The 26,153-nt window shown below is 66.8% G+C and carries 23 protein-coding genes; 8 read left to right on the top strand and 15 right to left on the bottom strand.

The annotated features are described in order from the left end of the window. Positions 1-636 (top strand): alpha/beta fold hydrolase (locus DM816_RS24175; RefSeq protein ID WP_162907772.1); only part of this gene is annotated, 636 nt, incomplete at its 5' end. Between the two features lie 82 nt (positions 637-718). Here the strand turns inward: DM816_RS24175 and DM816_RS24170 are convergent. After that, positions 719-1,081: a hypothetical protein gene (locus DM816_RS24170; RefSeq protein WP_117212690.1), complete on the bottom strand. Its 363-nt coding sequence runs from the start codon at positions 1,079-1,081 to the stop codon at positions 719-721. 184 nt (positions 1,082-1,265) lie between these two features. After that, positions 1,266-2,915 carry an SseB family protein gene (locus tag DM816_RS24165; protein ID WP_117212688.1) on the bottom strand — a complete coding sequence of 550 codons (1,650 nt, stop codon included), beginning with the start codon at positions 2,913-2,915 and terminating at the stop codon, positions 1,266-1,268. A 103-nt stretch (positions 2,916-3,018) separates the two neighbouring features. On the opposite strand from DM816_RS24165, the gene mycP reads away from it, so the two are divergent. Together mycP and DM816_RS24155 are read left to right on the top strand one after the other, a co-directional pair. Continuing rightward, entirely contained in the window at positions 3,019-4,230 is a 1,212-nt protein-coding gene (gene mycP / locus DM816_RS24160; protein ID WP_117212687.1) for a type VII secretion-associated serine protease mycosin, read from the top strand. A 533-nt stretch (positions 4,231-4,763) separates the two neighbouring features. Then, positions 4,764-7,505, top strand: coding sequence for a BTAD domain-containing putative transcriptional regulator (locus DM816_RS24155; RefSeq protein ID WP_117212686.1), 2,742 nt, complete (start codon positions 4,764-4,766; stop codon positions 7,503-7,505). A gap of 70 nt (positions 7,506-7,575) precedes the next feature. On the opposite strand, the gene DM816_RS24150 is transcribed toward DM816_RS24155, so the two are convergent. From DM816_RS24150 to eccB, 3 genes are all read right to left on the bottom strand, one after another. Continuing rightward, the gene (locus DM816_RS24150; protein WP_246002180.1) at positions 7,576-7,866 is read right to left on the bottom strand and encodes a WXG100 family type VII secretion target; all 291 of its coding nucleotides are present in this window, start codon (positions 7,864-7,866) and stop codon (positions 7,576-7,578) included. Between the two features lie 21 nt (positions 7,867-7,887). Then, entirely contained in the window at positions 7,888-8,205 is a 318-nt protein-coding gene (locus DM816_RS24145; RefSeq protein WP_117212684.1) for a WXG100 family type VII secretion target, read from the bottom strand. A 105-nt stretch (positions 8,206-8,310) separates the two neighbouring features. After that, a complete protein-coding gene (gene eccB, locus DM816_RS24140; RefSeq protein WP_117212683.1) occupies positions 8,311-9,669 on the bottom strand; it encodes a type VII secretion protein EccB in 1,359 nt (452 codons plus the stop codon). A 237-nt stretch (positions 9,670-9,906) separates the two neighbouring features. Between eccB and DM816_RS24135 the strand changes: the two genes are divergently transcribed. From DM816_RS24135 to DM816_RS24115, 5 genes are all read left to right on the top strand, one after another. Further along, positions 9,907-11,598, top strand: coding sequence for a type VII secretion protein EccE (locus DM816_RS24135; RefSeq protein ID WP_162907771.1), 1,692 nt, complete (start codon positions 9,907-9,909; stop codon positions 11,596-11,598). 142 nt (positions 11,599-11,740) lie between these two features. Beyond that, positions 11,741-12,121, top strand: a complete 381-nt coding sequence (locus DM816_RS24130; protein ID WP_117212681.1) for a phage holin family protein — start codon at positions 11,741-11,743, stop codon at positions 12,119-12,121. Positions 12,122-12,152: 31 nt separating this feature from the next. Continuing rightward, positions 12,153-13,034 (top strand): EamA family transporter RarD, encoded by an 882-nt coding sequence (gene rarD, locus DM816_RS24125; protein ID WP_117212680.1) that lies wholly within the window; start codon positions 12,153-12,155, stop codon positions 13,032-13,034. A gap of 85 nt (positions 13,035-13,119) precedes the next feature. After that, positions 13,120-14,109 (top strand): aldo/keto reductase, encoded by a 990-nt coding sequence (locus DM816_RS24120; protein ID WP_211588829.1) that lies wholly within the window; start codon positions 13,120-13,122, stop codon positions 14,107-14,109. Between the two features lie 210 nt (positions 14,110-14,319). Then, on the top strand, positions 14,320-15,537 hold the full coding sequence (locus DM816_RS24115) for a hypothetical protein (RefSeq protein WP_117212679.1): 1,218 nt from the start codon (positions 14,320-14,322) through the stop codon (positions 15,535-15,537). Here DM816_RS24115 and DM816_RS24110 read toward each other — a convergent pair. The 10 genes from DM816_RS24110 to DM816_RS24065 all read right to left on the bottom strand — a co-directional run. Then, the gene (locus tag DM816_RS24110; protein ID WP_117212678.1) at positions 15,534-16,340 is read right to left on the bottom strand and encodes an IclR family transcriptional regulator; all 807 of its coding nucleotides are present in this window, start codon (positions 16,338-16,340) and stop codon (positions 15,534-15,536) included. The genes DM816_RS24115 and DM816_RS24110 overlap by 4 nt on opposite strands. A 202-nt stretch (positions 16,341-16,542) precedes the next feature. After that, entirely contained in the window at positions 16,543-17,532 is a 990-nt protein-coding gene (locus DM816_RS24105) for a polyprenyl synthetase family protein (RefSeq protein ID WP_425455271.1), read from the bottom strand. A gap of 30 nt (positions 17,533-17,562) precedes the next feature. After that, positions 17,563-19,104 (bottom strand): NADH-quinone oxidoreductase subunit NuoN, encoded by a 1,542-nt coding sequence (nuoN, locus tag DM816_RS24100; RefSeq protein ID WP_117212676.1) that lies wholly within the window; start codon positions 19,102-19,104, stop codon positions 17,563-17,565. Between the two features lies 1 nt (position 19,105). Continuing rightward, positions 19,106-20,611, bottom strand: coding sequence for an NADH-quinone oxidoreductase subunit M (locus DM816_RS24095; RefSeq protein WP_117212675.1), 1,506 nt, complete (start codon positions 20,609-20,611; stop codon positions 19,106-19,108). After that, complete coding sequence (gene nuoL / locus DM816_RS24090; protein WP_117212674.1) at positions 20,608-22,491, bottom strand: NADH-quinone oxidoreductase subunit L; 1,884 nt, start codon at positions 22,489-22,491, stop codon at positions 20,608-20,610. Before nuoL ends, DM816_RS24095 begins: the two co-directional genes overlap by 4 nt. Before the next feature lie 8 nt (positions 22,492-22,499). After that, positions 22,500-22,799 (bottom strand): NADH-quinone oxidoreductase subunit NuoK, encoded by a 300-nt coding sequence (gene nuoK, locus DM816_RS24085; RefSeq protein WP_117212673.1) that lies wholly within the window; start codon positions 22,797-22,799, stop codon positions 22,500-22,502. Between the two features lie 3 nt (positions 22,800-22,802). After that, on the bottom strand, positions 22,803-23,549 hold the full coding sequence (locus DM816_RS24080; RefSeq protein WP_117212672.1) for an NADH-quinone oxidoreductase subunit J: 747 nt from the start codon (positions 23,547-23,549) through the stop codon (positions 22,803-22,805). 94 nt (positions 23,550-23,643) lie between these two features. Beyond that, a complete protein-coding gene (gene nuoI / locus DM816_RS24075) occupies positions 23,644-24,174 on the bottom strand; it encodes an NADH-quinone oxidoreductase subunit NuoI (RefSeq protein ID WP_117212671.1) in 531 nt (176 codons plus the stop codon). Positions 24,175-24,176: 2 nt separating this feature from the next. Next, on the bottom strand, positions 24,177-25,427 hold the full coding sequence (gene nuoH / locus DM816_RS24070; protein ID WP_117212670.1) for an NADH-quinone oxidoreductase subunit NuoH: 1,251 nt from the start codon (positions 25,425-25,427) through the stop codon (positions 24,177-24,179). Next, positions 25,424-26,153, bottom strand: a 730-nt coding sequence (locus tag DM816_RS24065) for a molybdopterin-dependent oxidoreductase (protein WP_162907770.1), incomplete at its 5' end; no start/stop codon positions are given. The genes nuoH and DM816_RS24065, both read right to left, overlap by 4 nt.

The following is a 26,153-nucleotide window of genomic DNA, read 5'->3' as shown; positions in this document are numbered from 1 at the left end:
GGGCTGATCCGCGGGCTGGGCGAGCGGCGGGCGATCGTCGCCGGGGCGGGCGCGGGCGGGCTGATCGCGTGGGCGGCGGCCGCGCTACACCCCAGACTCATCCAGCGGCTGGTCGTGGTCGGCGCGGCGCACCCGCTGCGGCTGCGGTCGTCGCTGATCACCCGGTCGGCGCAGCGGCGGGCCGGCGCGGCCCTGCTGCGCTTCCAGCTTCCGCGCTATGAGCACACGTTGGCGCGCGACGATGCCGCGCTGGTGGGCGAGTTCATGCACCAGTGGGCCGGGCCGGCCTTCCGGCGCACCGCCGAGCATCACGACTATGTTGCCCGCTGCCGGGAGGCGATGTGCATCCCGCAGGCGGCGTTCTGCGCGATGGAGGCCTATCGATGGGCGTTCCGGTCGACCATGAGGCTGCATGGGTACCGCTTCACCAAGGCGATCCGGCAGCCGATCGTGACGCCGACGCTCCAACTGCAGGGCGCGCTGGACCCGATCACCCTCCCGGCGACCGCGCAGGGGTCCGGGCGCTACGTGCTCGCCGACTACGAGTGGCGACTGCTGGAAGGCATCGGTCATTTTCCGCACATGGAGACGCCGGACCTCGTTGCGGGCGAGATCGTCCGGTGGGCGAAGACCTAAGCAGCGGTTGCGGTTGAACGCTTTGCGTTCAACCCGCAACCGTGCAAAAGCACGGCTTCGCCTCAACAGAGTCAGACCGGGGTTAAACGCGGATTTCGCGCAGGTCGGAGACGTCTTTGCGGGGAGCCCAGCCCTGGTACACCCCAAAATCAAATTCCTCGAGTCCCAGCTCGCGGGCGACCGGGGCACGGCCGCCGGTGTATTCCACCCGCAGCCACGCGTCATGCTCGGCCAATACGACGAACGGAGCACCGCGCCAGGTGCACGTCGTGCGGACATAACAGAATTCGTCCACTTCGGACAGCGCAACCACCCGCACGTAGCGGCCCGGTTTGACCTCGTCGAACCCGTCCTCGGCATGTGGCAGATAGATGCGCACGTTGTCCCCGTCGGGGCTGGCCTCGTATTCCTTGCCCTGGAAGCGGGCCACATAACCGTCACGCACGTCCGCCACCTCCGTCGATGCCTTCGTTGACGACGCCCCACCGAACGCCGCGCGCGGGTCACGCAATCGGCCCTCCGTCGATGCCTTCGTTGACGAGGCCCCGCCGAAAGCCGCGCGCGGGTCGCGCACCGACCTTCCATCGATGCCTTCGTCGGCGACGCCCCCGCCGAAAGCCGCGCCCAGGTCACGCACTTGATCCTCCATCGGTGCGCAACCAACGCTGGCCGTCGATGTCGAGAATCGCGATCAGCTCCTCGCCCTTGGACGCCGTGAGCCGGAACAGGCGCGTGCCATGGGGCAGGCGCACGCTGTCCGCCTTGAACTCGGCGATGATCTCCTTCGATTCGCCGGGCGCGAACCCGTTGCCGCGGAAGGGAGCGCGCTCGATGACCCAGCCCTCCATGGCGCGCATCGCCGCCTCGGTCTGCCCCCCGTAGGGAATGCGGTACAGGCTCGGCCGGTACGCCGACCAGCGCAGCAGATACATCTCGTCGGGGCTGTCGGAGAAGGGCGAGCCCGCCCAGTCCAGGCCGAGCGCGGCCCGCATCTGGGCCGGGGTTTTGAGCTGGCCCAGCTCGTGGGCGCGGTGCACAAACCCGGTCACGCGGTCGTAGCCACGGTCGAGGTAGTAGCCGATCTGACTGGGGGCGATCGCCTTCTGCAGCACGGTAACCTCGGGACCGGTGCGGCTCGTCGGTGCGGAGCCATTGGCCTGCGCCGCGGTGGCGGGCTGCTCGCGATCGTCATCGTCACCACCCAGGCCAACCTCAGCCGCCCAGTTGGCGAGCGCGAGCAGCTGGCCACCCGGAAGCGTCGCACCCACCGGGGTGCCGGGATTCACGGCAAACGACCAGTTGGGGTCGGGCCACTCGCTGATCAGCTTGATGAACCGGATCGGGATCGTTTCGAGCGAATCCGCAAGATGCTGCGTGGACGTGTAGCACACGATGTGCGGCTCGCCGTCGATCGGCTGCGGCCGCCACTGACCGTTGGTGGTGCCGGAGGACTTGGGGATGAGCACGGTCGCGAGGAGGAGAGTGGACAGGAACGCGTCGGTGTTGCCCGCCTCGGCGGCCTCGTACAGCTGTTCCTCCACGGAATTGGCCGGCACGAAGGCCGGCTCCGGCTCGGCGTGCCGGGGCTTCTTCTCGCGGGCCCGCTCGTCGTCCATGCGCGTTTGGCGGGCCTTCTCCTCCTCCGCTCGGGCCTGCTCCGCGCGGGTCGCCTCCTGGCGCACGATCTCGGCGCGGGCCATCTCCAGGCGCGCGGCCTCCTCCTGCTCACGCATCGCTTCCACAGGAGGCAGGGCGGGGGCGGTGGCTGGCACCGGATGGACAAAGGTGGCGGCGCGGGCCGCACGGGCACGCTCCTGCTTCGCCCGTTCGAGTGCCTCCACCCGCTGCAGTCGATCTCGCGGGCCGGAACCGGCCTGCCTCGGCAGACGGGCATCGCCCCGGGCAAGCTGCACGACAAACCACGCGGGCAAGTAGCCTTCAATCGGCAAACCGGGATTGACCGCAAGCCACCAGTCGTTGTTTGGCCAGACACCGGCAAGGTCGCGAAGCGACATGCGACGCGCACCGCCGACATGTTCGGCCAGGCACGTGCGCATGGACTCGTTGGAGGTGAACGCGAGCAGATGGGTTTGATCGTTTGCCGTCCAGGTCGCCCACCCCATGGGCATGCGCCCGGCAACGGCGTCCGCCGAGACCGGCAGCAACAGCTCGATGCGCCCCAGGGCGCGAAAATATCGCTCCTGATCCGAGGCGATCAGGGCGTCGTACAGCGCGACCTCTGCTTCCGTCGCGGGTTCCCACCCGGTCTTGCCGCTCAAGGTCCACCTCCCAGCCTGCTCGCTCCGCGTACAACCTACTAGCTAAACGGCGTCAAGTAGCATCCTGGACACCGTGAGCAATCGATGAGAATTTGGAGGCTTGATGCGTACCCCTCTGCAGGCCTTTGTAGCGCTCACGCTGGTGGCTGTCACCGGGCTGGTCGGCCTGACCCCGCAAGCCGCAAAGGCAGTCTGCCGCAACGAGGTCAAAGGGCAGCAGATTCCTGACACCGCCAACTGGCCTCAGCAGATCTGGGACTTGACGATGCTCCCCGGCAACGCGCGAGGCACCGGGATCAAGGTGGCGGTGCTCGACTCCGGCGTGGATGCCAACCACCCGCAGCTGCAGAGCAGGCTCGCTGCCGCTCCACGCGATCTCCTGCAGAGCCTCAACGTCCACGAGGACTGCGTCGGACACGGCACCGGCGTCGCCGGGATCATCGCCGCGCGGCCCGTCAAGGGCACCAACTTCCGCGGCCTCGCCCCTGACGCGACGATCCTTTCCGCCCGGGTGAGCGAGTCGACCGGCGGGCAGCAGCAGGGCAACGACAAACCGGTGTCGCCCGACCAGGTCGCCGATGCCGTCGACTGGGCGGTCGCCAACGGAGCGAAGGTCATAAATATTTCTTTTGTGTACCATACGGACGTTGACCTGCGTCGGTTCAAGGCATCGATCGATGCGGCGATCAAGCAGGGTGTCGTCGTGGTCGCGGCGGTGGGCAACGACTTCGAGAACAACAACCCGACGCCATACCCGGCGGCGTGGGATGGTGTGGTGGGCGTCGCGGCGATCCAATACGACGGCTTCCAGCGCATGCCACAATCGGGCCTGGGCGAGTTCGTGGACATTTCCGCCCCCGGTGTCAACGTGCCCACGACCGCGCCCAAGGAGGGCCTGCAGTCGGTCAGCGGCACCAGCTACGCGGCCCCGTTCGTGTCCGCCACCGCGGCGCTGATCTTCGACCGGTACAGCGACCAGAACATCACCGGCGACCAGGTCATCAAGCGCCTCCTCGCCACCGCCGACCCGGCACCCGGCGGGCGCAGCAGCAAGGGCTACGGCGTCGGCATCGTCAACCCCATCCGCGCCGTCACCGACGTCCTCGACGACCTGCCACCCCAGGCGGCCGAACCGCTGCCCGCGCCACACACCGACCCGGTGGCCCTCAACCAGGCCAAGCGGATGGAGGAACGCAAGCAGCTGGCGTGGTGGCTGTCCGGCATCGGCATCGTGGCCGGCATCCTCGCCCTGGCCCTCATGCTGGCCCTTCCCGCGGGCATCCGCCGCAGGTGGCGCCCGGCAGGTCGAGCCTAGAGCGACCCTTATCCTCGCCCTGCCCGCCGGCATCCCCCGCAGATGGCGCCCGGCAGGTCGAGCCTAAAGCTCAACGCCCACCCGAGGTCTCACGCCGCGGTGAGCGACTCCGCCACACTTGGCACAACGCCCGCCGCGCAATATCTCACGCCGCAATGAGCGACCCGGGCCACGCTTGGCTCAACGGCGTCGGGCAACAACTGCGCGGCACCTTGGCCGGGACTCAGGAACGCGGGTTACAGAACACCACAGGCGACGCGGGAATGGCGGGCACGCCGTCTCCACTCGGATGCCCGCCAAACAGGCGACGCACAGCCCGACACTTGTGCGGCCGCCGTTGCTCGCGCGCGGCGAGCCCGGAACTGACGTGGCCTTCCTCTTTTGGACTCCTTTCGCTATGGAGGCTTGAGCAGTGACGCGGCTGCGGTGGTGCGACACCGCAGCCGCCCTTTCAGGGGAGCGACCCGCGGGAGAGCGGACGCATATGTAGTCTGAGCGTCTCCGCTTACGGAACAGTTGCTCGAAATCCATCGATGGGGGAAGCGATGCTATTTCGTGTACTCGGTCCGCTTTCGGTCGCGGGCGCGGGACCAGCTTTGTCGGCGTTAATGGTGCGCCGTCTGCTGGCAGCGTTGCTGTGCAGACCTAATGAATGCGTTGCCGTGGAAGACCTGTTGTTGGCGCTATGGGGCGACAACGCGCCCGGCGCAGCACGCAAGACTCTGCAGGTCTACGTGCGGCGGCTGCGCAGTGCACTGGGCGAACCGCGGATCCTGCACGAGCCGGCCGGGTACCGCATCATCATCCAGCCCGGGGAACTCGACTCGGCCGAATTCGCTCAGCTCGTCATGGCAGCACAAAATACCGACCCACAGCAGGCGTCCACGTTGCTGGCCGACGCGATAAACCTCTGGCGCAGCAATGCATATGAGGATGTACGCGACCACGCCCCGATCGCCGACGAAGCCCGCCGACTCGACGAGGAACGAATCCGGGTGCAGGCCTGGCACGCCCGCCTCCAACTCGACCTCGGCCGGCACGCGGAACTCATCCCGCACCTCACCAAACTGATCGAGGCCCACCCGTATCGCGAAGACCTCCGCGGCCACCTCATGCTGGCCCTCTACCGATCCGGCCGCCAAACCGACGCCCTGGAGGTCTTCCGCAACACCAGACGCCTGCTCGACGAGGAGCTAGGCGTCGAACCCGGCCCCGACCTCCAACGCCTGCACGAATCCATCCTCCGCGCCGACCCGTCGCTCGCACTACCCAAGCGTCCAAGCACGACAGTCCCTCGTGGACTGCCAGCCGACATCAGGAGCTTCGTCGGCCGGCACAAACACCTACACACCCTCGACGAAATGCTCGGCGACCCGTCCCCCATCGTCATCTCAGCCATCTCCGGCTCGGCCGGCGTAGGCAAAACCGCCCTCGCGGTCCACTGGGCACATGCCGTCGCCGACCGCTTCCCGGACGGCCAGTTATACATCAACCTGCGCGGGTTCGACCCAGCCGGCCCACCAGTCGACCCAGCCGACGCCATCCGCCATCTCCTCGACGCACTCGGCGTCGCACCGCAACGGATCCCAGCCAGCCCAGAAGCGCAAGGCACCCTCTACCGCAGTTTGCTATCCGACAGACGCGTACTCGTCGTGCTCGACAACGCACGCGACGCCCAGCAAATACGCCCACTTCTACCAGGTACCCCCGGCTGCCTCACGCTCATCACGAGCCGCAATCAACAGACCAGCCTCGTAGCAACCCATGGCGCCCGCCCGCTCATGCTCGACGTGCTCACCGAATCGGAAGCCCACGACTTCCTCACCGCCCGCCTCGGCCACCACCGGATCGCAGCCGAACCCTCCGCCGCAGCCGACATCATCGCCCGCTGCGCCCGCCTCCCTCTAGCCCTCGCCATCGCCGCCGCCCAATGCACCACCCGCCCGAGCCTCTCCCTTGCGGCACTCGCAGCCGAGCTCGGCGAGAAGCACGCCTTCACGAGCGACGACCCGCTCACCGATCTACACGGCGTCTTCTCTTGGTCTTACGACCAGCTCACCCAGCCCGCCGCCCGCCTCTTCCGCCTGCTAGGCCTGCACCCTGGTCCGGATATCAGCGCCGCCGCCGCAGCGAGTCTTGCGGGACTCCCACCAGTACAGACCATCGCTTCGTTATCAGAGTTAGTCGAAGTCCACCTGCTCACCGAGCATGCTTCCGGTCGATACACCTTCCATGACCTGCTTCGCGCCTACGCCGCTGAACTTAACCACTCACACCGTGAGGGGGACGACGGGCAGATCGCTGTGCGGCGATTACTCGACCATTACGTTCACACAGCCCGTGCGGCTTCCGGTCTCCTAAATCCCACACGCACTCCCGTCGGGGTGGCTAAGCCGCACCCAGGCGTGCATCCAGAAGACTTGCTGACGCCTGAGGATGCGATGGTCTGGTTCGTTTCGGAGCACAACGTGCTGCTTGCTGCCGTTCGCCTGGCCGCTGCTACTGGTTTCGACAGGCAAGTTTGTCAATTGGCGGGAACACTAGCGGTATACCTGGATTGGCAAGGCCATTGGCACGATCTGGCGCGCGTTCAAGGTGCCGCAATTCAAGCAGCAGTGCGTCTGGATGACCCACACGGGCAAGCCACGGCGCATCGCATGGTTGCTCGTGCGCACCATTGCCTCGGTGATAATGATCTTGCTCACGGGCATCTTATCGCGGCGCTGCAACTGTTTCAGCAAATCGGCGATCCTTCCGGCCAGGCGAACACGCACATGGGCCTTGGCATGGTGTGTAGTGCTAAAGGCGACTATGCGGAGAGTCTGAGGCACAACGAACAGGCCTTTGAGCTCTTCGAAGTTGCGGGATCGCCAGCTGCGTCGGCCCGAGCTCTCAACGCGATGGGCTACGTTTCCGCTCATCTTGGGCGGCACGAGACAGCTATAGAGTATTGCAGTAAAGCGTTACCGCGCACGCAGGAGCTTCACGATCGCTTCGGCGAAGCATGCACGTGGGACAGCATTGGCTTCGCATACCATCACCTCGCAGAGCACGAAGAGGCAATAGCCTGTTATATCAAGTCACTCAAACTCTTTAAAGACCTGGGCGACCGCCTCAACGAAGCGACGATTCTCGATCACCTTGGCGAGACGTTTCTTGCGCAGGGCGACCGGCGATCTGCCGGTGAGAGCTGGCAGCAGGCTATAGAGATCCTGCTCGAGCTTCATCATCCCAACATGGGGAAGCTCCGTGAGAAGCTCAAAGCTCTCGGCTGACAATCCATGGACGCCAAAACAAACACCGCCCTGGTCGTGTCTGATCAGGACGGTGTTGTTTGGACGTGTCCTATTGGAACAGGTTGGTGTTGCGTTGCTCCGTTGTCTGGAACTCGTCGGCCGAGTCGATGACGGCCTTCTGGATCTCACCGAGCATCGTGGCGATGTCGTTGGCCGCCTGGGTCCACTTCTGCTGGCGCAACTGGTAGGCCTCCCGCGCCGGGCCGTCCCAGCTGTCGACAAGGGGCTTCGCCGTCTGCTCGGCCTCATCCAACTGGCTTCGCATGGTGCTCAACGCGTTGCCAATATCTCCGGCCGCTGTGCTGAGTGCGGCAAAATTTACGACAATCCTGTCGTTCATAATCGACCCTCCCCTTCCCGACTAGAGATTCAGGCTCACGTTTGTGTTGATGCTGTTGACGCGCTGCTGCCCCGACTCGTCGGTGGCGGTGTATTGCTGACCCGACGTGCGGATGGCGCCGGCCGTCTCGCGCAGCGCCTCGGACATCTTCTTTGCAGCCGCCTCGTAGGCGATCTTGACTTGCTCGAACGAGCGACCGGATGCGCCTTGCCAGGCTGTCCGCAGCGTCTCCAGCTCGTTCATCAGACGGCTGAGCATTTGCTGCAGCGAGCTGTCGACCTGCTCGAACTTGTTGGCCGCCTGATCCATTTGGGCTTGTTCAGCAGCAGTGGTAGCCATGTTTGGCCTTCACCCCCTGTTAGGACTGATACTTCGTCGCGGCTGACGGTAGCCGCATTGTGCAAATGTCGCCACCCCAGGTCCCATACCTGTGGATAACCGACGCTAAGAGATCGTAACCGGAACCATCGCTTCCGTTGGATCCAGTCCGGGCCCTTCGGGCAATAGTGCGACAAGCTGTGACGGCAGGTTGAGCGGTGTGACTCCGTCGAAGCCGAGTTTGTCCTTAACCGCCGCGCTGGCCATGGCATACCGCACGCCATCCCTTGAAACATAAATATACGTCTGTCCGGAGAGGACGACAGCACCTTTCCCATTGGGGACTAAGACATAGTCGGCATAAATGGCGTTATCGCCGCTGCGCCGGGCTGTCTTGGGGCGCTGATCCAGGTTGATGGTCACGTCCTTGCGGAGCTCGGCGGTGGCCTTGTCGTCCTTGATGACCGAGCAGAGGCCCGGGCCGTTGTAGGTGACGATCGACGGCATGTCGGCCGGGGGGGTCTGCGCCCCGCTGTCTTGCGGAAGCATGTCGTTGACGATCTGCCTCTTGCCGTTGTTGGTCACGTCGCCGTATGCCTCGCGCCGTGGGGCGCGTCCGGACAGTTGCGCCTGAACCTGGCTGATCCAGGCGATGCGGTCCTCAAGCACGATGACATAGCGGTCTTCGGCGGCCACGTCCTGCACCACGATGATTTCGCCGATCACCCAGAGCTGCGGGTTGAACTGTGACGGCTTGCCCGCATTCGGCCCGGGGTTCACCGGTTGCAGGGCACGGCCTTCGGGCAGGCCGTTCACGAAGGCCGGCGAGACGACGGTGGGTTGTGCGCCCTTGCCCAACAGCGAGGCGTTGTTGGCGCTGATCGGGAACAGGCGGCCCTTCCACAGCAGGTAGGTCTCGGCGCCACGAGTCGATGACTTGACAAGGAACGCCTCGCCGTCGCCGACCAGTGTGCCCGTGGTCTCGCCGACCAGGACCGTGGACACCGGACCGTCCTTGGTCGGCGTCGTGCACACCGACCATGGATATCCTGCCAGATTCTTCTTGCCCGCCAACGTGTTGGGCACGTCTCGGATGCCGATCGTCTGCCCCCACGGCACATCCTGCAGCGACTTGGCCGCGACCCGGAAGACCGGGGGCTTGGCCGCCTCGGAGGCCAGCATGGCTGACGTGAAGTTGAGCGCCGGATGAAGTTTGCCTTCACGGAAGACGAACACCGCGGACGTGTCCTTCTCGATGATGACCGCGCCGGGCTTGCGCCACTGCTGATTGCCGCCGCCGGTGAAGATGCTGTACACCCCGAACCCGGCCGCGATGATGACGGTGACGAGCACGCTGACGAAGGCCGCGCCGACCGCCCGTCGAAAGGGCGATTGGGGCGGATCGGTCTCACGCAGCACCAACGCCGAAACCACTCGCTGCACCATGAACTGGTACGACTGAAGCTGCTCCTGCCTAGACGGCATACGCCTCCCCCAACAACCGAATCGTGACCTACCATGGCTTGGCAAACGTTTCAGGGGGAGGTTAGCGCGATGTCAGTCGAAACGGTGAATCCATCCCCCGAAGCGGGCCTTGCGGGGACGACTCATCCACGTTCACCTCGCCGGTTCCTGGGGCTCGGCAGCGGCCAGATCGTCGCTCTTCAAATCGCTCTGCTTTTTGTCTTCGTCGGGTCCCGGTTAAGTCCCATAGTGCTCGCGGTGACAGTTCCGGTGGCCGGCGCCATCATCATCCTCGGCTGGGGCCGGATGCGCGGCCGATGGCTTTCGGAGTGGCTGGCCGTCTGGACGCGTCACAAGGGCCGCAGCCGCCAGCTCGAGCAGGGCAGCGACGCGGCCGCGCTGCTTTCCCTCGCCCATCCGGGCAGCCGGGTGTCCACATTCGACATCGAGGGTGTGCCGGCCGCGATGATCGCCGATGGCGAGGGCATGGTCGCGCTGCTTGAGCTCGGCGAGTCCAGCGTGATCCCGTCCCGCGCGTGGCATCCGCTGCCCTCTCCCGCCTCGCTGCTTCCCGCTCCCGCGCCCGACACCCCGCCCGTGCGCATCCAACTGCTCCTGCACTCCATCGCGACCACCGGCATGGCACCGATCGCTGCCTCCTACCGCCAGCTCACCAGCGGGCGGCTGCTCGCGGGCGAGCGGGCCGTGCTCGCGATCCGCGTCCAGCGCGCCGAGGGCTGGTCCGACGACGACCTGGAGCGGGCGCTGTCCGGGGCGGTGCGCAAGGTCCGCGGCAAGCTCGGTGGGGTGCCACACCGCCCGCTCGGCGAGGTTGCCGCCCTTCGCCTGATCGGCGAGGTGTCCGGCCACGACGGCACCCGCCCGGGCCAAGAGGGCTGGAACGCCCTGCACCTCGGCGGCCTGCTGCAGACCAGCTACGCGGTCGAGCGCTGGCCGCAACCGCATCCCGACCCGACCCACGCCCTGTTGCCGCGCCTGATGCGACTGCCCGCGACCATGACCACGGTCTCTCTCACGGCCGGGCCGTGGCGATGGAGCAGCGAGACCGCTTCGGGCGCGTCGGATCAGGTGCCGGCACAGCTCGTGGTCCGCGTCGCCACACCCGATCAGGCGAGCCTGGGCAACGCGATGACCGCGCTGCGCCAGACGCTCGCCGCCGACCAGGCGTCGGGCCGACGCCTCGACGGCGAGCAGATGGACGGGCTCATGGCGACCCTCCCGCTCGCCGGTCCGACCCCGCACGGCCTGTCGCCAGAGAAGCACTTCGGTCCGCCGCGCAAGGCCGCAGCGGTCGCGTCGTTGACGACTCCCTACGGCGGCAGCGGGCTCATGATCGGGGTCAACCGGCATCAGGAGCCGTTGGCGTTCCGCCTGTTCCGGCCCGAGGCCACCAGGATCGTCGTGATCGGTGGCGTGCCGATCACCCAGATCGTCGCGATCCGGTCCATGGCCCTGGGCGCGCACGTGCTCGTGCAGACGACCCGGCCGTGGGCGTGGGAGGCGTTCAGCCGGGGCCTCGGCCCGGGCGCTCCGCTGACCGTGATGGCGCCGGGCCCGGTGACCGTGCCGCCCGGCCATCCGCTGCACCCGCTGCTGACCATCGTCGACGCCGGTCCGGTCGCGGCCGACCGTTCGCCGGGCACCCCGTGGCACAGCACGCTGGTGCTGCGCGACGATCTATCTCCGGTCGACGTCGATGTGCTGGGCCGCGCTGATCTTGCACTGCTGCAACCACTGCACCCGGCGGAGGCCGCGGTGGCGGTCTCGGTTTTGGGCCTCTCCCGCGATCAGGAGTCGTGGCTTGCCCGCGCCCAACCGGGCATGGTCGGGGTCGTGCACCGGCGCTCCGTGCGCTGGGCGGCGCTGCAGCAGACGCAGTTCGAGCAGCAGCTCATCGGCTCACCCAACCGTGAGGCCCGCATCGCGTGACGCTGCCTGGCATGAAACTCGCCTGGCGTGAGGCCGGTGTTGCGTGACGCTGCCTGGCGTGAAGCTTGCGTAACGTGAGGTCTGTGTTGCGAAAGGCAACCTGCGTGGCGGGATAGCTGATCGTGTGGCACGATCCCAGTCCATGGGGATCCTCCTCCGATTGGCGGCGTCCGCCGCAGCCGTCTGGATCGCGACGCTGATCCTGCCCGGCATGGAAGTCACCGCCGAGACCATCCCGGGCACGATCGGGACCTACGTGGCCATCGCGCTGCTCTTCGGTGTCGTCAACGCCGTTCTCCGGCCGGTCATCAAGATGGTCGGCTGCGGCTTTTACATCTTCACGCTCGGGCTGATCGCCTTTGTGGTCAACGCTCTGCTGCTGTTGCTCACGGGCGCGATCGCCGGCTGGCTGGACCTGCCGTTCGAGGCCGGCAGCTTCTGGCCGGACGCGCTGCTCGGCGCGATCATCATCGGCGTGGTGAGCACCGTGCTCAACTGGTTCGTGAAGAACGGCGACAAGTAGTAGAGATCCGAGATCCGACTACTCTTGCCAGGTGAACCAGCTTCGCCTCGGTTATGTGTTCGGCATCGGCGCGCACACGCTGTGGGGCTTCTTTCCGGCCTACTTCAAGCTTTTGCGCCCGTCGAGCCCGGTCGAGGTGCTCGCCCACCGGATCGGGTGGTCGTGCCTGTTCATGGTGATGCTCCTCACCGTCATGCGCCAGTGGCGGCGGATCGGCGGGCTGCTGCGCCAGCCGCGCAAGGTGGCGGCCATCACGGCCGCCGCCGTGCTCATCGGGTTGAACTGGGGCACATATATCTGGGCCGTCAACGCCGACCGGGTCGTCGAGACGGCGCTCGGCTATTTCATCACCCCGCTGGTTTCGATCATATTGGGCATGGTGTTTCTGTCGGAGCGGCTGCGCTCTTGGCAATGGGTGGCGGTCGGCATCGGTACCATAGCGGTCTTGGTTTTGACTGTCGATTATGGACGGTTGCCATGGGTGGCGTTCGTGCTCGCGGTGTCGTTCGGCTTCTACGGCTTGGTGAAGAAGCAGCTCGGCCTGCCCGCAGCCGATGGCCTGTTCGTGGAGTCGGCGGTCCTCGCGGTCCCAGCGGTGGCAACGCTTTTCCTGCTGCCCAATCCGACCTTCGGCGGGCTGGGCACCGGCCACACCCTGCTCATCGCGGCCTCGGGTGCCATCACCGCGATGCCGTTGCTGATGTTCGCGGGCGCGGCCAACCGCATCCCGCTCATCAGCCTGGGCATGCTGCAATACATCGGGCCGACGATCCAGCTTTTCCTTGGCGTGTTCGCCTTCCATGAGCCGATGCCGCCGGTGCGGCTCGCCGGGTTCGTGCTCGTCTGGATCGCGCTTGCCGTCTTCAGCTGGGATGGGCTCCGCCGGCGCGCCGCGGTGGCACGCCTGACGTAGCGCCCGCTTTCAAGAAGGTGGCGTGCCTGACTTCGCCGCCTTAGCAACTTGACTTAGAGCGCACTCTAAGCGAAAGGCTTGGGCCATGGCACTGGCACAGCGACAAATCGGTACCGACGGACCATGGGTGTCGGCGCTCGGCCTCGGCTGCATGGGCATGAGCGCGTTCTACGGGGAGCGCGATGACGACGCGTCCGCGAACACCTTGCGCAGGGCGCTCGACCTGGGCGTGACCCACTTCGACACCTCGGACATGTACGGCTGGGGGCACAACGAGGAGCTGATCGGGCGCACGCTTCGCGGACGCCGCGACGAGTTCGTGCTCGCCACCAAGTTCGCCCTCGTACTCGACGAAAACGGCGAGCGGCGGGTGGACTCCTCAGGCAAGCACGCGCGCGAGGCGTGTGAAGCCTCGCTCAAACGGCTTGGTATGGAGACCATCGACCTGTACTACATGCATCGGCGCAATCCCGAGACTCCCATCGAGGAGACCGTCTCGGCCATGGCCGACCTCAAGGCGCAGGGCAAGATCCGATGGCTGGGCCTGTCGGAGGTGAGCCCGGCGACGCTGCGGGCGGCGCACGCGGTACACCCGATATCGGCGGTACAGATGGAATATTCGCTCTTCACGCGGCTCGTGGAGGACGAGATGCTGGCCACATGCCGCGCGCTGGGTGTGGCACTGGTCGCGTACTCTCCCGTCGGCCGCGGCCTGCTCACCGGCACCGTGAAGTCCGTCGATTCGCTTGCGGCGGATGACTTCCGGCGCACGCTGCCCCGGTTCAGCGGGGAGAACTTCGACGCCAACGCGGCCCTCGTGGCCGCATTGAGCGACGTCTCGGCGGAGCTTGGGTGCACCCCGGCGCAGGCCGCCCTCGCCTGGGTTCTTGCGCAGGGAGAAGACATTTTGCCCATTCCAGGTACCAAGCGAGTCTCCTATTTGGAGGAAAACCTCGCGGCGGCGGATCTGCGGCTGAGCCCGGAACAGTTGCAGCGCCTCGAATCCGCCGTCCCGTCGGCGGCGGTCGCGGGCCAGCGCTATACGCCGGCCGGCATGCTCACCACCGGGCATTAGCGCCGGCATCCACCACGATCCGGTGACCTCTGGCTCCGCCGAGCAGACATTTTTGCCGGTGGAGCCATCGACCGGGCTCAGCGGGACAGCGGAAAAGGCACGCAGCCCATAGGCTGTCGCAGCCATTAACCGATCCTGATGAGGAACCCGCATGTCAAAAGCCAAACGGGGAGTGCTGGCTGTCGCGCTCACCGCAGCGATCGCCGGTGTGTGGCCACCGAGCCCAACGGCGTGATGCCGGACATCCGGTTCAAGCCGGTGCCAGGCGCGCCCGCTGGAACCTCCGGTGAAGTCAAGGTGACGGTGTCGGCTAAGGACGTGTCGCCGGCCAGCACCACGTTTGCCGTGACCATCGGCGAGGGCGTTGACCTTGCCGCCGGCCCGCCGGTCGAGTTGAGCTCGACGCCGGGTGCGGACCTCGCGCCGCCGCTGCAAGTCGGCAACGTCGGCGATACCACCGCGCACGGCGCCGTAGCCGTGTTCTATGGCGATTACGCCTTCGCCGTTTCCAAGCAGCACAGCAACTGCACCTACAGCGAGGGCCGCCTCACGTCCTGCACGTTTACCGAGGACCTTTTGGCGGACAAGACCTATGTGACGAAGGAGCCCCTGCCCCTCAAGCTGCGCCCGGACACGGAAGCGCCCGGCTCCGAGTGGCTCGAAATCGCCTGGGTGACCCCGGCCGAGTTCGAGATCCTGAAGAAGGAGATCGCCCGGTCGAACCCCGGATGGTTCGGCACTCCGGGCACCGGGTCCAGGCTCGAACTCGTGGAGAAGGCGTCCATCGACCGCGCGGGACAGGTGGACCTCGACCCGACCAACAACTGGACGCAGATCACCGTCCAGGTCACCGGCGACAACCCGGCCGACCTCGCCGCGATCGGCGGCTCGGCGTCGGGCGCTGCGGGCACCGTTGTCCCGCTTGACCTAGGGCTGAAGAACCTCGGCCCGGCAACCATCGACCACGGGCGATCCGGTGAGCCGACCAGCCAGGTGAACATCCAGCTGCCGCCGGGCTCCTCGCTGACGGAGATGCCCGAGGGCTGCGTCGCGCTCGGCGGCAACGGCCAGCCGGACCACAGCAATCCGGGCAACCTCGCGGCGCGCGGCATCGCCTGCTGGCCCGCCGGTTACCTGTTCATCGCCGGCACACAGGCGACCTTCCCGGTGAAGCTGCGCATCGACGAGGCGACCGCCAACGCGACCGGCAAGGTGATGGTCGTTACGCCGTATTGTGAGGACAACTGCGACCCGAACTACAACGAGTCCAACAACAACGCGGATATCGCCCTCAACGCGTCGGTATCGCTTCCCGTCACCGGTGTCCAAGTTGGACTGTTGGTTGGCACGGGGACTTTACTGCTCGTCGCCGGCATCGCACTGTTCGTCCTGGCCCGCCGGCGCAGGTTTAACCTGAGCGCGAGCTAAGCCACGGCAGCGCTGGTCGAAGCAGGCGCCGGAGCCAGCGCCCGCGCGAGGTCGCGGGCGGTCTGGGTCAGCTGGTCACGCAGCAACGGCGCCTGCTTCATGAGGTCGGCCGCGGGCAGGGCGCAGGCGACCACGTAACGCTGGTGCAGCTCACCCGTGCTGACGACGGTCAGCCCGGCGCATGCCACGCCCGGCTTGAACTGTCCAATCTCGACCTGCATGCCGCGCCTCAGCCCGGCCGCGATGTCGGCCTCCAGCGCGGCGGGCGAGCGCAGGGTCGCCTGCGTGAACGCCCGCATCCCCTGCTCCTTGAGATAGACCGCGCGCTGCCGCTGGTCGAGTGTGGCGAGCAGGGTCTTGCCCAGCGCGGTGGCGTGCGCGCCGTCGTCGAAACCGGGCACCAGGTCTTCCAGGTAGGGCGTTTTGGGCCCCTCGGCGACCGCGGTGATGGCGACCCGCCCGCTGACAAAGCTTGCCACGTAATGGCTGTAGCCGGAGTCCATGGCGGCGCGCCGCAGCACCTCGCCCACCTCGACCGGGCCGCGCATGGCGATCACGAGCTCCCGGAACCGGTCGGCGACCGCGAGCCCGAGCTGGTATCCACCGTCATCACGCCGCAGCACGTAACCCATGTGCGCCAAGGTGCGCAGCATCCGGTACGCGGCCGCCACGGTGATGTCGCAGCGGCGCGCGATCTGCTTGGTGGTCAGGCCGTAGGGCGACTCGCCGACGACCTCCATGACCCGCAACGCGCGTGCCACGCTGCCAACCAGATCCGATGGCGGTACAGCGGATTCTCTCATCGCAACCACCTCCCGCGCGGTCGCACTACACCATATGCAATTGCATCCGCGGAAAGAAGAGGTAGAACGGGCCGGATCGGATCGCCCGGCGGCGTCATCCTGACGATCTCCGATCCACGAAGTGGTCGACATCGGCCCTGCATAGCGTCGCCCTCAACGGGCGATCCGCGCGACTTGCTTGGCAGGAGCGAGTATTACAGTTTTAGGACGTGCGGTCGGCGATAACGTCACATAGCGACTCAAGTGCCGCGCGAGCCGGCACGTCAGGCAGGCCCATCAACTGGCGCCTGGCCTGCTCGGAATAGCCGCGCACGGTCTCCCGGGCCCGCTTGAGCGCGGTGCTCTCGCGCAGCAGTTCGAGCGCCTCGGCGTGCAGGTCGTCGTCGGTGACCGGCCCGCCTGCGAGGATCTCGCGCAGCCGCACCGCGCCGGTGTCAGCGTCCTGACTGGACAGTGCGTAAAGCACTGGCAGCGTGGGAATTCCCTCACGCAAGTCCGTGCCGGGTGTCTTGCCCGAGTCGGCCGAATCGCTTGCTATGTCCAGCAGATCATCGGACAGCTGGAAGGCCAAACCCAACGTTTCGCCAAATGCCGCAGCCGTATCGGTTACCTCCGCCGAGGCGCCCGAGAACATGCCGCCGAACCGGGCGCATGTCGAGATGAGCGAGGCCGTCTTGTCCGACAGCACGCGCAAATGATGGCGCACCGGGTCGGCGCCCCGCGGCCCGACCGTCTCGGCGATCTGCCCCTGCACCAGCCGCGCGAACGTCTGAGCCTGGATGCGCACCGCCTCCGTGCCCAACCCGGCCGCGATCTCGGCGGCCCGCGCGAAGAGGTAGTCGCCGACGAGGATCGCCAGCGAGTTGCCCCACCGCGCGTTGGCGCTTGGCGCCCCGCGCCGCACGGCGGCCTCGTCCATCACGTCGTCGTGGTAGAGCGTGGCCAAATGGGTCAGCTCCAGCACCGTGGCCGCGTCGACGAGCTCGGGCGCGGTGGGGTCGGCGAAGTGCGAGACGGCGGCCACGAGCATCGGGCGAAAGCGCTTGCCCCCGGCCACGAGCAGATGCTGTGAGGCCTCGGTCACCATCGGGTCGGCGGTCTCGGCCGCCTCGCGCAACCGCGCCTCCACCCGTGTCAGCGTGGACCCGATCGCAGCCTCCAGCGCCGGGTCCACGAATTGGACTCCGGCGATGCGCGTGCCGCGGTCAATCACACTGTCACCCTATCGGATGAATGAGCTTGCCTGATCAGCGAGTTCCAGCAGGGGCCCGGGGAGCACGCCCAGCAGCAGCGTGGCCACCGTGCCGATGCCGAGCACCGCGCTGGTCAAAACGCCCGGGATCGACACGCTCGGCGTGGTCTCGCCGGGCTCGGACAGCCACATCATGACGACGACCCGCAGGTACGGGAAGGCGAGCACGATGCTGGTCAGCACCCCGAAGATCACCAGCCAGGTCTGGTCCCCGGCGATGGCCGCGCCGAACACACCGAACTTGGCCATGAACCCGCTCGTGAGCGGGATGCCGGCGAAGGCGAGCAGCAGGAACGTGAAGATGCCGGCGAACAGCGGCGACCGCCGGCCGAGGCCTGCCCAGCGCGACAGGTGGGTCGCCTCGCCGTCCGCGTCCCGCACGAGCGAGACCAGCGCGAACGCGGCGATCACCGTGAAGCCGTAGGCCACCAGGTAGAACAGCGTGCTGGAAAGCCCGTCCTTGTTCCCGCCGAGCAAACCCACCATGAGGTACCCGGCATTCGCCACGGACGAATAGGCCAGCAGCCGCTTGAGGTCGGTCTGGGTCACGGCGAGCACCGCGCCGACGAGCATGGTGAGCACGGCCACCGCCCCGAGCACCGGCGTGAAGTGCCACTTGGCCCCGTCGAAGCCCACATACAGCACCCGCAGCAGCGCACCGAACGCCGCCGCCTTGGTGCACGCGGCCATGAACGCGGTCACGGGCGTGGGCGCCCCCTGGTACACGTCGGGCGTCCAAACGTGGAACGGGGCCGCCGCAATCTTGAACAACAGTCCAATCGCGACCAGCGCCAGCCCGATGAGCAGCAGCGTCGGGCTGGTCTCCGACCCGCGCACGGCCTCGTGGATGGCCCGGAAGTCGACCCCCTTGGCGAACCCGTAGATCATGGCCACGCCGAACAGGAAGAACGCCGACGCGTACGCGCCGAGCAGGAAGTACTTCAGCGCGGACTCCTGCGACAGCAGGCGCTTGCGCCGCGCCAGCGCGCACATCAGATAAAGCGGCAGCGAGAACACTTCCAGCGCCACGAACATGGTCAGCAGGTCGTTGGCCGTGACGAACATGAGCATGCCGCCCAGCGAGAACAGCGCGAGCGGATACACCTCGGTCGCGCCGCTGTCGACGGCCTGCTCGCGGTCGCGCTCGGAGCCGACCGTCACCGCCGCGTGCGGCACGAAAGCCCCGCCCCGCTCCAGCGTGCGCTCGCCGAACAGGAGCAGCGACACCAGCCCGAGCACGAGCAGCGCGCCCTCCATGAACAGGCCCATGTTGTCGATCATGATGGCGCCGCCGATGGTCGCCGCGTTCTCGGCCGTGACCTCGCCGGCCCGCCGGATCACGAAGACCAGCGCCGCCACCATGGCCGCGAGCGACAGCACCAGCTGCACCATGTTGCGCACCGACCGCGGCACGAACCCCTCGATCAGCACGCCGACGCATGCCGCGCCGAACAGGATGAGCATCGGCAGCAGCGCCGCGTAGTCGATGTCAGGCAGCTTGAGCTCTGGCATGTCACTTACCCGCTTCTACGACGTTGACGTGAGTGAGGGTCTTCTCCACCGCCGGGTTGATCACGTCGAGCACCGGCTTGGGATAGAAGCCCAGCCCCAGCAGCAGCGCGATCAGCGGCGCGACCACGAGCACCTCGCGACCGGTGATGTCACGCCGCATGCCGTCCACAGTGGACAGCACGGGGTTGAGCGTGCCCTGCGTGGTGCGCTGGATCATCCACAGCACGTAACACGCGGCCAGAATGATGCCGACGGTCGCGATCACCGCCACGGTCACGTTCACCTTGAACACACCGATCAGCACGAGGAACTCGCTCACAAACGGGGCGAGGCCGGGCAGCGCCAGCGAGGCGAGGCCGGCGAAGAAGAACACGCCCGCGAGCACGGGCACGAGCTTGCCCGCGCCGCCGAAGTCGGTCACGAGCGTGCTGCCGCGCCGGTACACGAACATGCCAACCACAAGGAACAGCAAGCCCGTCGCCAGGCCGTGGTTCAACATGTAGAACACGGCCCCACTACCCGCCTGCAGCGTGAACACGAAGATGCCGATCCCGATGAATCCAAAGTGGGCGATCGACGTGTAACTGACCAGCCGCTTCAGATCGTTCTGCCCCACTGCCAGCAGGGCCGCGTAAATGATGCCCACCAACGACAGCGCGATCGCCAGCGGCGCGAAGTAGCGCGAGGCCTCCGGGAACAGCGGCAGGCAGTAGCGCAGGATGCCGAACGTGCCCACCTTGTCCATCACGCCCACGAGCAATGCCGCGACCCCGGCCGGCGCCGCGCCGCCCGCGTCGGGCAGCCACGTGTGGAACGGGAAGAACGGCGCCTTGATCGCGAACGCGACGAAGAACCCGAGGAACAGCCAGCGTTCGGCGCCCGTCGACATGTCGGCGTTGACCAGCATCTCCCAGTCGAACGTCTTGCCGCCAACGACCCACAGCCCGACCACGGCCGCGAGCATGAACAGCCCGCCGACGAGCGAGTACAGGAAGAACTTGACAGCCGCGTATTGCCGCTGTTTCGGGAGCACGTCCTTGCCGAACGAGCCGATCAGGAAGTACATCGGCACGAGCATGACCTCGAAGAACAGGTAGAACAGCAGAATATCGGCGGCCGCGAAGACGCCGATCATCGTGCCCTCCAGCGCGAGCAGCAGCGCGAAGTAGGCGGGCACGCTGCGGCGCGAACCCTCCGCGTCGTGCCAGCTGGCGAGGATCACAATCGGTACCAGCAAGGCAATCAGGCCCAGCATGACCAGAGCGATGCCGTCGGCGGCGAACGTGAACTTCGCGTCCCACGCCGGAATCCAGGTGTACGACTCGCGCAGCTGCAGCCCGCCGTCGCCCGCGTTGAACGCGAACCAGCTGGCGATCGCGACGCCGAGCACGCCAAGCGACCACAGCAGGGCGACCTGCTTGGCCAGCGTCGGCTTGCTGCGCGGCATCACGGCCACGACGAGCGCGCCGACCAGCGGCGCAATGGTCAGTATCGACAGGTATTTCATCCGAGCCTCACCGCTAGGAGAGCGCCGAGCACGAGCACGCCGCCCGCGAGCATGGACAGGGCGTAGGAGCGCACGAACCCGGTCTGCAACCTGCGCAGTCGGCCAGACCCGCCGCCGACCAGCGCGGCCAGGCCGTTGACCAGGCCATCGACGCCCTTATTGTCCACATAGACCAGTGCCCGGGTCAGCCAGCGGCCGGGCTTTTCGAAGACCACCTCGTTGAAGGCGTCCGTGTACAGGTTGTTGCGCGCGGCCGTGACCACCGGACCCGCGGGTTCGGGCATCAGCGCCGTGCCCCGCTGGAACAGCATCCATGCCAGCCCCGCGCCGATGACCGTGAACGCGATCCCCAAAATATTGATGAGCGAGTGCGGGATGACCGACTCGTGATGCGCGGTCTCCACGCCCTCGAACACGGGGTTGAGCCAAGTCACCACGCTGGTCTTCATCAGGAACCCGGCGACCACCGACCCGATGGCCAGCAGCACCAACGGAATCCACATGATCGCGGGTGACTCGTGCGGGTGCTGCCCCTCAGTCCACCGCTTCGGCCCGTGGAAGGTCAGCACGAACAACCGAGTCATGTAGAACGCGGTCAATCCGGCACCCAGCAGTGCCGCGCCGCCGAACAGCCATGAGGTCCAGTCGCCACGCTCGAACGCCGCCGCGATGATCGGCTCCTTGGTGAAGTATCCGCTCAGCGGCGGGATGCCGATGATCGCGAGCCAGCCCATCATGAACGTGAGCCATGTGATCTTCATGTGTTTGGACAGGCCGCCGAACCGCCGGATGTCGACCTGGTCCTGCATGCCGTGCATCACCGAGCCGGCGCCGAGGAACATGTTGGCCTTGAAGAAGCCGTGCGCCAGCAGGTGGATGATGGCCAGCGCATAGGCTCCACCGCCGAGACCAACACCCAGGAACATGTAGCCGATCTGCGAGACCGTCGACCACGCCAGCACGCGCTTGATGTCGTCCTTGGCCGCGCCGATGATGCAGCCGATCAGCAGCGTGATCGCGCCGACGCTGACCACGATCACCTGAAGCGTCGGGTTGGCCGAGAAGATCGGGTTGGACCGCGCGATCAGGTACACGCCTGCGGTCACCATCGTCGCCGCATGGATGAGCGCCGACACCGGCGTCGGACCCTCCATCGCGTCGGGAAGCCATGCCTGCAAAGGGAACTGGCCCGACTTGCCGCACGCGCCGAGCAGCAGCAGGATGCCGACCATGAGCACGGTGCCCTGCGACAGCTGGCCCACCGACTCGAACACCCCGCCGTCCCCGGTGTACTTGACCGTGCCGAGCTCCTTGAACAGCAGGAAGATGGCCAGCGCGAAGCCCGCGTCGCCGACGCGGTTCATGATGAACGCCTTCTTGCCTGCCGTGGCCGCCGAGGGGCGGTTGAACCAGAAGGAGATCAGCAGGTACGAGGCGAGGCCCACACCTTCCCAGCCGAGGTACAGCATGACGTAGTTGTTGCCGAGCACCAGCAGGAGCATCGCCGCGACGAAGATGTTGAAGTAGCCGAAGAAGGTGCGCCGCCGCTCGTCGTGGGCCATGTAGCCCACGGCATACAGGTGGATCAGCGAACCCACGCCGGTGATCAGCAGCACGAACACCCCGCTCAGCGGGTCGAACAGCAGCCCGAAGTCGATCTTCAGGTCACCGACGGCGATGAAGCTCCACAGGTTTTGCTCCACGGCCTTGTCGGAGCGCCCACCGAGCTGGACGAAGGCGATGAGCCCCAGCACGAAGGACACGGCCGGGGCGAGCACACCCAGCCAGTGACCCCATCGGTCGGCACGCCGACCCAGCAACAGCAGCAGACCGCCGCTGACAAACGGGATCGCAATCAGCAACCAGAGTGAAGTAAGCATGAGCCGCCTCAGTACTTCAACAGGTTCGCGTCGTCAACGCTCGCCGAGCGCCGAGTCCGGAAGATGAGCATGATGATGGCCAGTCCGATCACGACCTCCGCCGCGGCGACGACCATCGCGAAGAACGCCATGATCTGGCCGTCGAGCGTGCCGTTGATCCGGCTGAAGGTGACCAGCGCCAGGTTGGCCGCGTTGAGCATGAGCTCGATGCACATGAACAGCACGATGGCGTTGCGCCGGATGAGCACGCCGACCGCGCCGATGCTGAACAGCACGGTCGCCAGCACTATGTACCACATGGGAGTCATGACTTAGCGCCCCTCAGTGTGCTTGTTGGCCTTCTCGGCCGCCGTGAGCTCGCGCGTGGGCAGGATCGGCGAGATGCTGCGCGGCGCCGGGCTGCCGTCGGGCAGCTTCGCCGGGGTCGCCACCGAGGTCGAAGTGGCGTAGACGCCCGGCCCGGCCTTGGGCCCGGGGTAGTTGCCCGGCAGGAACCGCTCCCGCATCTTCGCGGCCTGGCCGACCCGCTCGCCCCTGCGCCGCTCCACATGCGCCAGAATCATCGCCCCGACCGCGGCCGTTATCAGCAGCGCGCTGGTGACCTCGAACGCGAACACGTAATTGGTGAAGATCAGTCGCGCCAGCCCTTGGACGTTGCCCGCCTTGTTGGCCTCGTCGAGCCCGGTGACCGCGAGGCCCTGCGTGGCCCGGTAGGTCCCGAGGCCGAGCAGCCCGGCCAGGCCCACACCCAGCACGATCGCCACGACCCTCTGTCCCCGCAACGTTTCTATGACCGAGTCGGAGGCATCGCGGCCCACGAGCATCAGCACGAACAAGAACAGCATCATGATGGCGCCGGTGTAGACGATGATCTGCACCATGCCGATGAACGGCCCGGCCTGCACGATGTAGAACACGCCGAGGCTGAGCATCGTGAGCACCAGCCACAGGGCCGAGTGCACGGCGTTGCGCGCCATGACCATGCCCAGTGCGCCGATCACCGAGAGCGGCGCGAGCAAGAAGAACGCGACCGCCTCGCCGGTCTCCACACCACTCATGCCGACACCTCCGCAAGCTCCGGGGTCACTCCGCTTCGCTCCCTTTCGGCACGAGCGAATCCCCAACTTGTGATGCCCTCGGGCAAGCCCTCGGTCATTGCTTCTTCTCCGCTCCGGCCGAGGTGCCCGGGTTGGTCAGCGCACCGAGGTAGTAGTCCTTTTCGGTGTCGCCGAGGCGCATCGCGTGCGGCGGCTGCTCCATGCCGGGCAGCAGCGGGGCCAGCAGCTGCTCCTTGGTGAAGATGAGGTCGGTACGGCTGTCGCGGGCGAGCTCATACTCGTTGCTCATGGTCAGCGACCGGGTCGGGCACGCCTCGATGCACAGCCCGCAGAAGATGCAGCGCGCGTAGTTGATCTGATAGATCGTGGCGTAGCGCTCACCGGGCGAGAAGCGCGCCTCGTCGGTGTTGTCGCCACCCTCGACGTAGATGGCGTCCGCCGGGCACGCCCACGCGCACAGCTCGCAGCCGATGCACTTCTCCAGCCCGTCGGGGTGACGGTTGAGGATGTGCCGGCCGTGGTAGCGCGGGGCCACCGGGTCGGGCTTTTCCGGGTATTTGGTCGTGACCGTCTTCTTGAACATGTGGGAGAAGGTCACGCCGAAGCCCTTGACCGCGTCAAGCATGGTCACACCACCTCTCTCTCAGCGGTGATTCGCTGCGCACGGGGACTGACCGGCACCTGAAGGTCCAGCGGCGGGACCGGGAAGCTGCCCGCGGGCCGCGCGGCCACCTCCTGCTCCAGTGTCGGCTTTGGACTGTCCTTCTTGGACGGCCAGAAGATCGCGGCCAGGAGCACCAGCGCGAACGCGCCACCGATCCAGTACCAGCGCTGCTGCGGGGCGTGCGCGTTGACCGTCTTGACGCCCGCCAGCACGAGGATCCAGACCAGGTTGGCCGGGATGAGGACCTTCCAGCCGAACTTCATGAACTGGTCGTAGCGCAGCCGGGGCAGCGTGCCGCGCAGCCACACGAACATGAACAGCAGGATGAGCACCTTGATGGTGAACCAGAGTGCCCCCCACCAGCCCTGGTTGAGCCAGTCGGGCAGGAACGGCATGCGCCACCCGCCCAGGAACAGGGTCACGGCCAGACCCGACACCGTCACCATGTTGATGTATTCCGCGAGGAAGAACAGGGCGAACTTCAACGACGAGTACTCGGTGTGGAAACCGCCGACGAGCTCGGACTCCGCCTCGGGCAGGTCGAACGGGGCCCGGTTGGTCTCGCCCACGGCCGAGATCGCGTAGATCACGAAACTCGGCAGGAGCAGGATCGCGTACCAATTGGAGTCCGCCTGTTTGGTGACGATCTCCGACGTGCTCATCGTGCCCGCGCTCATGAACACCGCCACGATGGACAGACCCATCGCCACCTCGTACGAAATCATCTGCGCGCTCGACCGGAGCCCGCCCAGCAGCGGGTAGGTCGAGCCGGACGCCCAGCCCGACAGCACGATGCCATAGATGCCAAGGCCCGAGGTCGCGAGCACCAGCAGCACCGCCACCGGGATGTCGGTCAGCTGCAGCGGCGTGCGCTGGCCGAAGATCGACACGAACGGCCCGAACGGCATGATGGCGAACGCGGTGAACGCGCACACCGTCGAGATCACCGGCGCCAGGAAGAACACCACCCGGTCCGCCTTGAGCGGCATGATGTCTTCCTTGAACGCGAGCTTGAGCCCGTCGGCCAGCGACTGCAGCAGGCCGAACGGCCCGTGCCGGTTGGGCCCGGGACGCACCTGCATGCGCGCGACGACGCGGCGCTCGTACCAGATGGTGAACAGCGTCATCACCACGAGGAAGACGAACACGGCGACGATCTTGATGAGGACGATCCACCAGACGTCCTTGCCGAAGTCCGCAAGTGTGGGATTCATAGCGAGACCTGCACATTCCTAACAGGACCAAGGGTCCGGCGCACGGTGGAACCGGGCGAGTTCGTGGGCAACCAGACCATGTCGTCGGGCATGTCGGTGACCAACGCGGGCAGGGTGATCGAGCCGCGCTCGGTGCTCACCGTGACCGGGTCGCCGTCGGCCGCGCCCCACGCCTTGGACAGCCGCACGGCCGACGGGCGGGCCGTGCCCGCGAGCACCTCGTCGCCGTCGAGCAGCGCCCCGAGGTCGATCAGCTGCGGCCACGTGACCAGGCGCGTGCGGCTGCTCGGCGCCTCACGCGGATAGACCGGAGCGGGCTTGGTGTACAGCGTCGCGGGCAGGCTGCCCAGCTCGCGGCGGATGGCGTACACATCGCCGGTGTGCAGCGAGACGCCCATCTGCGCGGCGATCGCGTCGAGCACCCGGCCGTCGGGCAGCGCCGCGCCGATGTTGGGCGTCTCCAGCGCCTGCTCAAACGTGCGCAGGCGGCCCTCCCAGTTGACGAACGAGCCCGCCTTCTCGGCGACCGCGGCCACCGGGAACACGACATCGGCGCGGCGTGCCACGGCCGACATCCGCAGCTCCAGGCTGACCAGGAAGCCCACGTTGTCCAGCGCCTCGTCGGCCAGCTGCGGATCCTCCACATCGGACGGATCCACGCCCGCGACGACGAGCGCGCCCATCCGGCCGCGCGCGGCGGCTTCGAGGATCGCGTTGGTGTCCCGG

The sequence above is a fragment of the Allorhizocola rhizosphaerae genome, from assembly GCF_003426775.1.
Lineage (GTDB): Bacteria > Actinomycetota > Actinomycetes > Mycobacteriales > Micromonosporaceae > Allorhizocola > Allorhizocola rhizosphaerae.
Note: the sequence above shows the minus strand (reverse complement) of the source record. Positions and strands in the feature narration are given on the sequence as shown.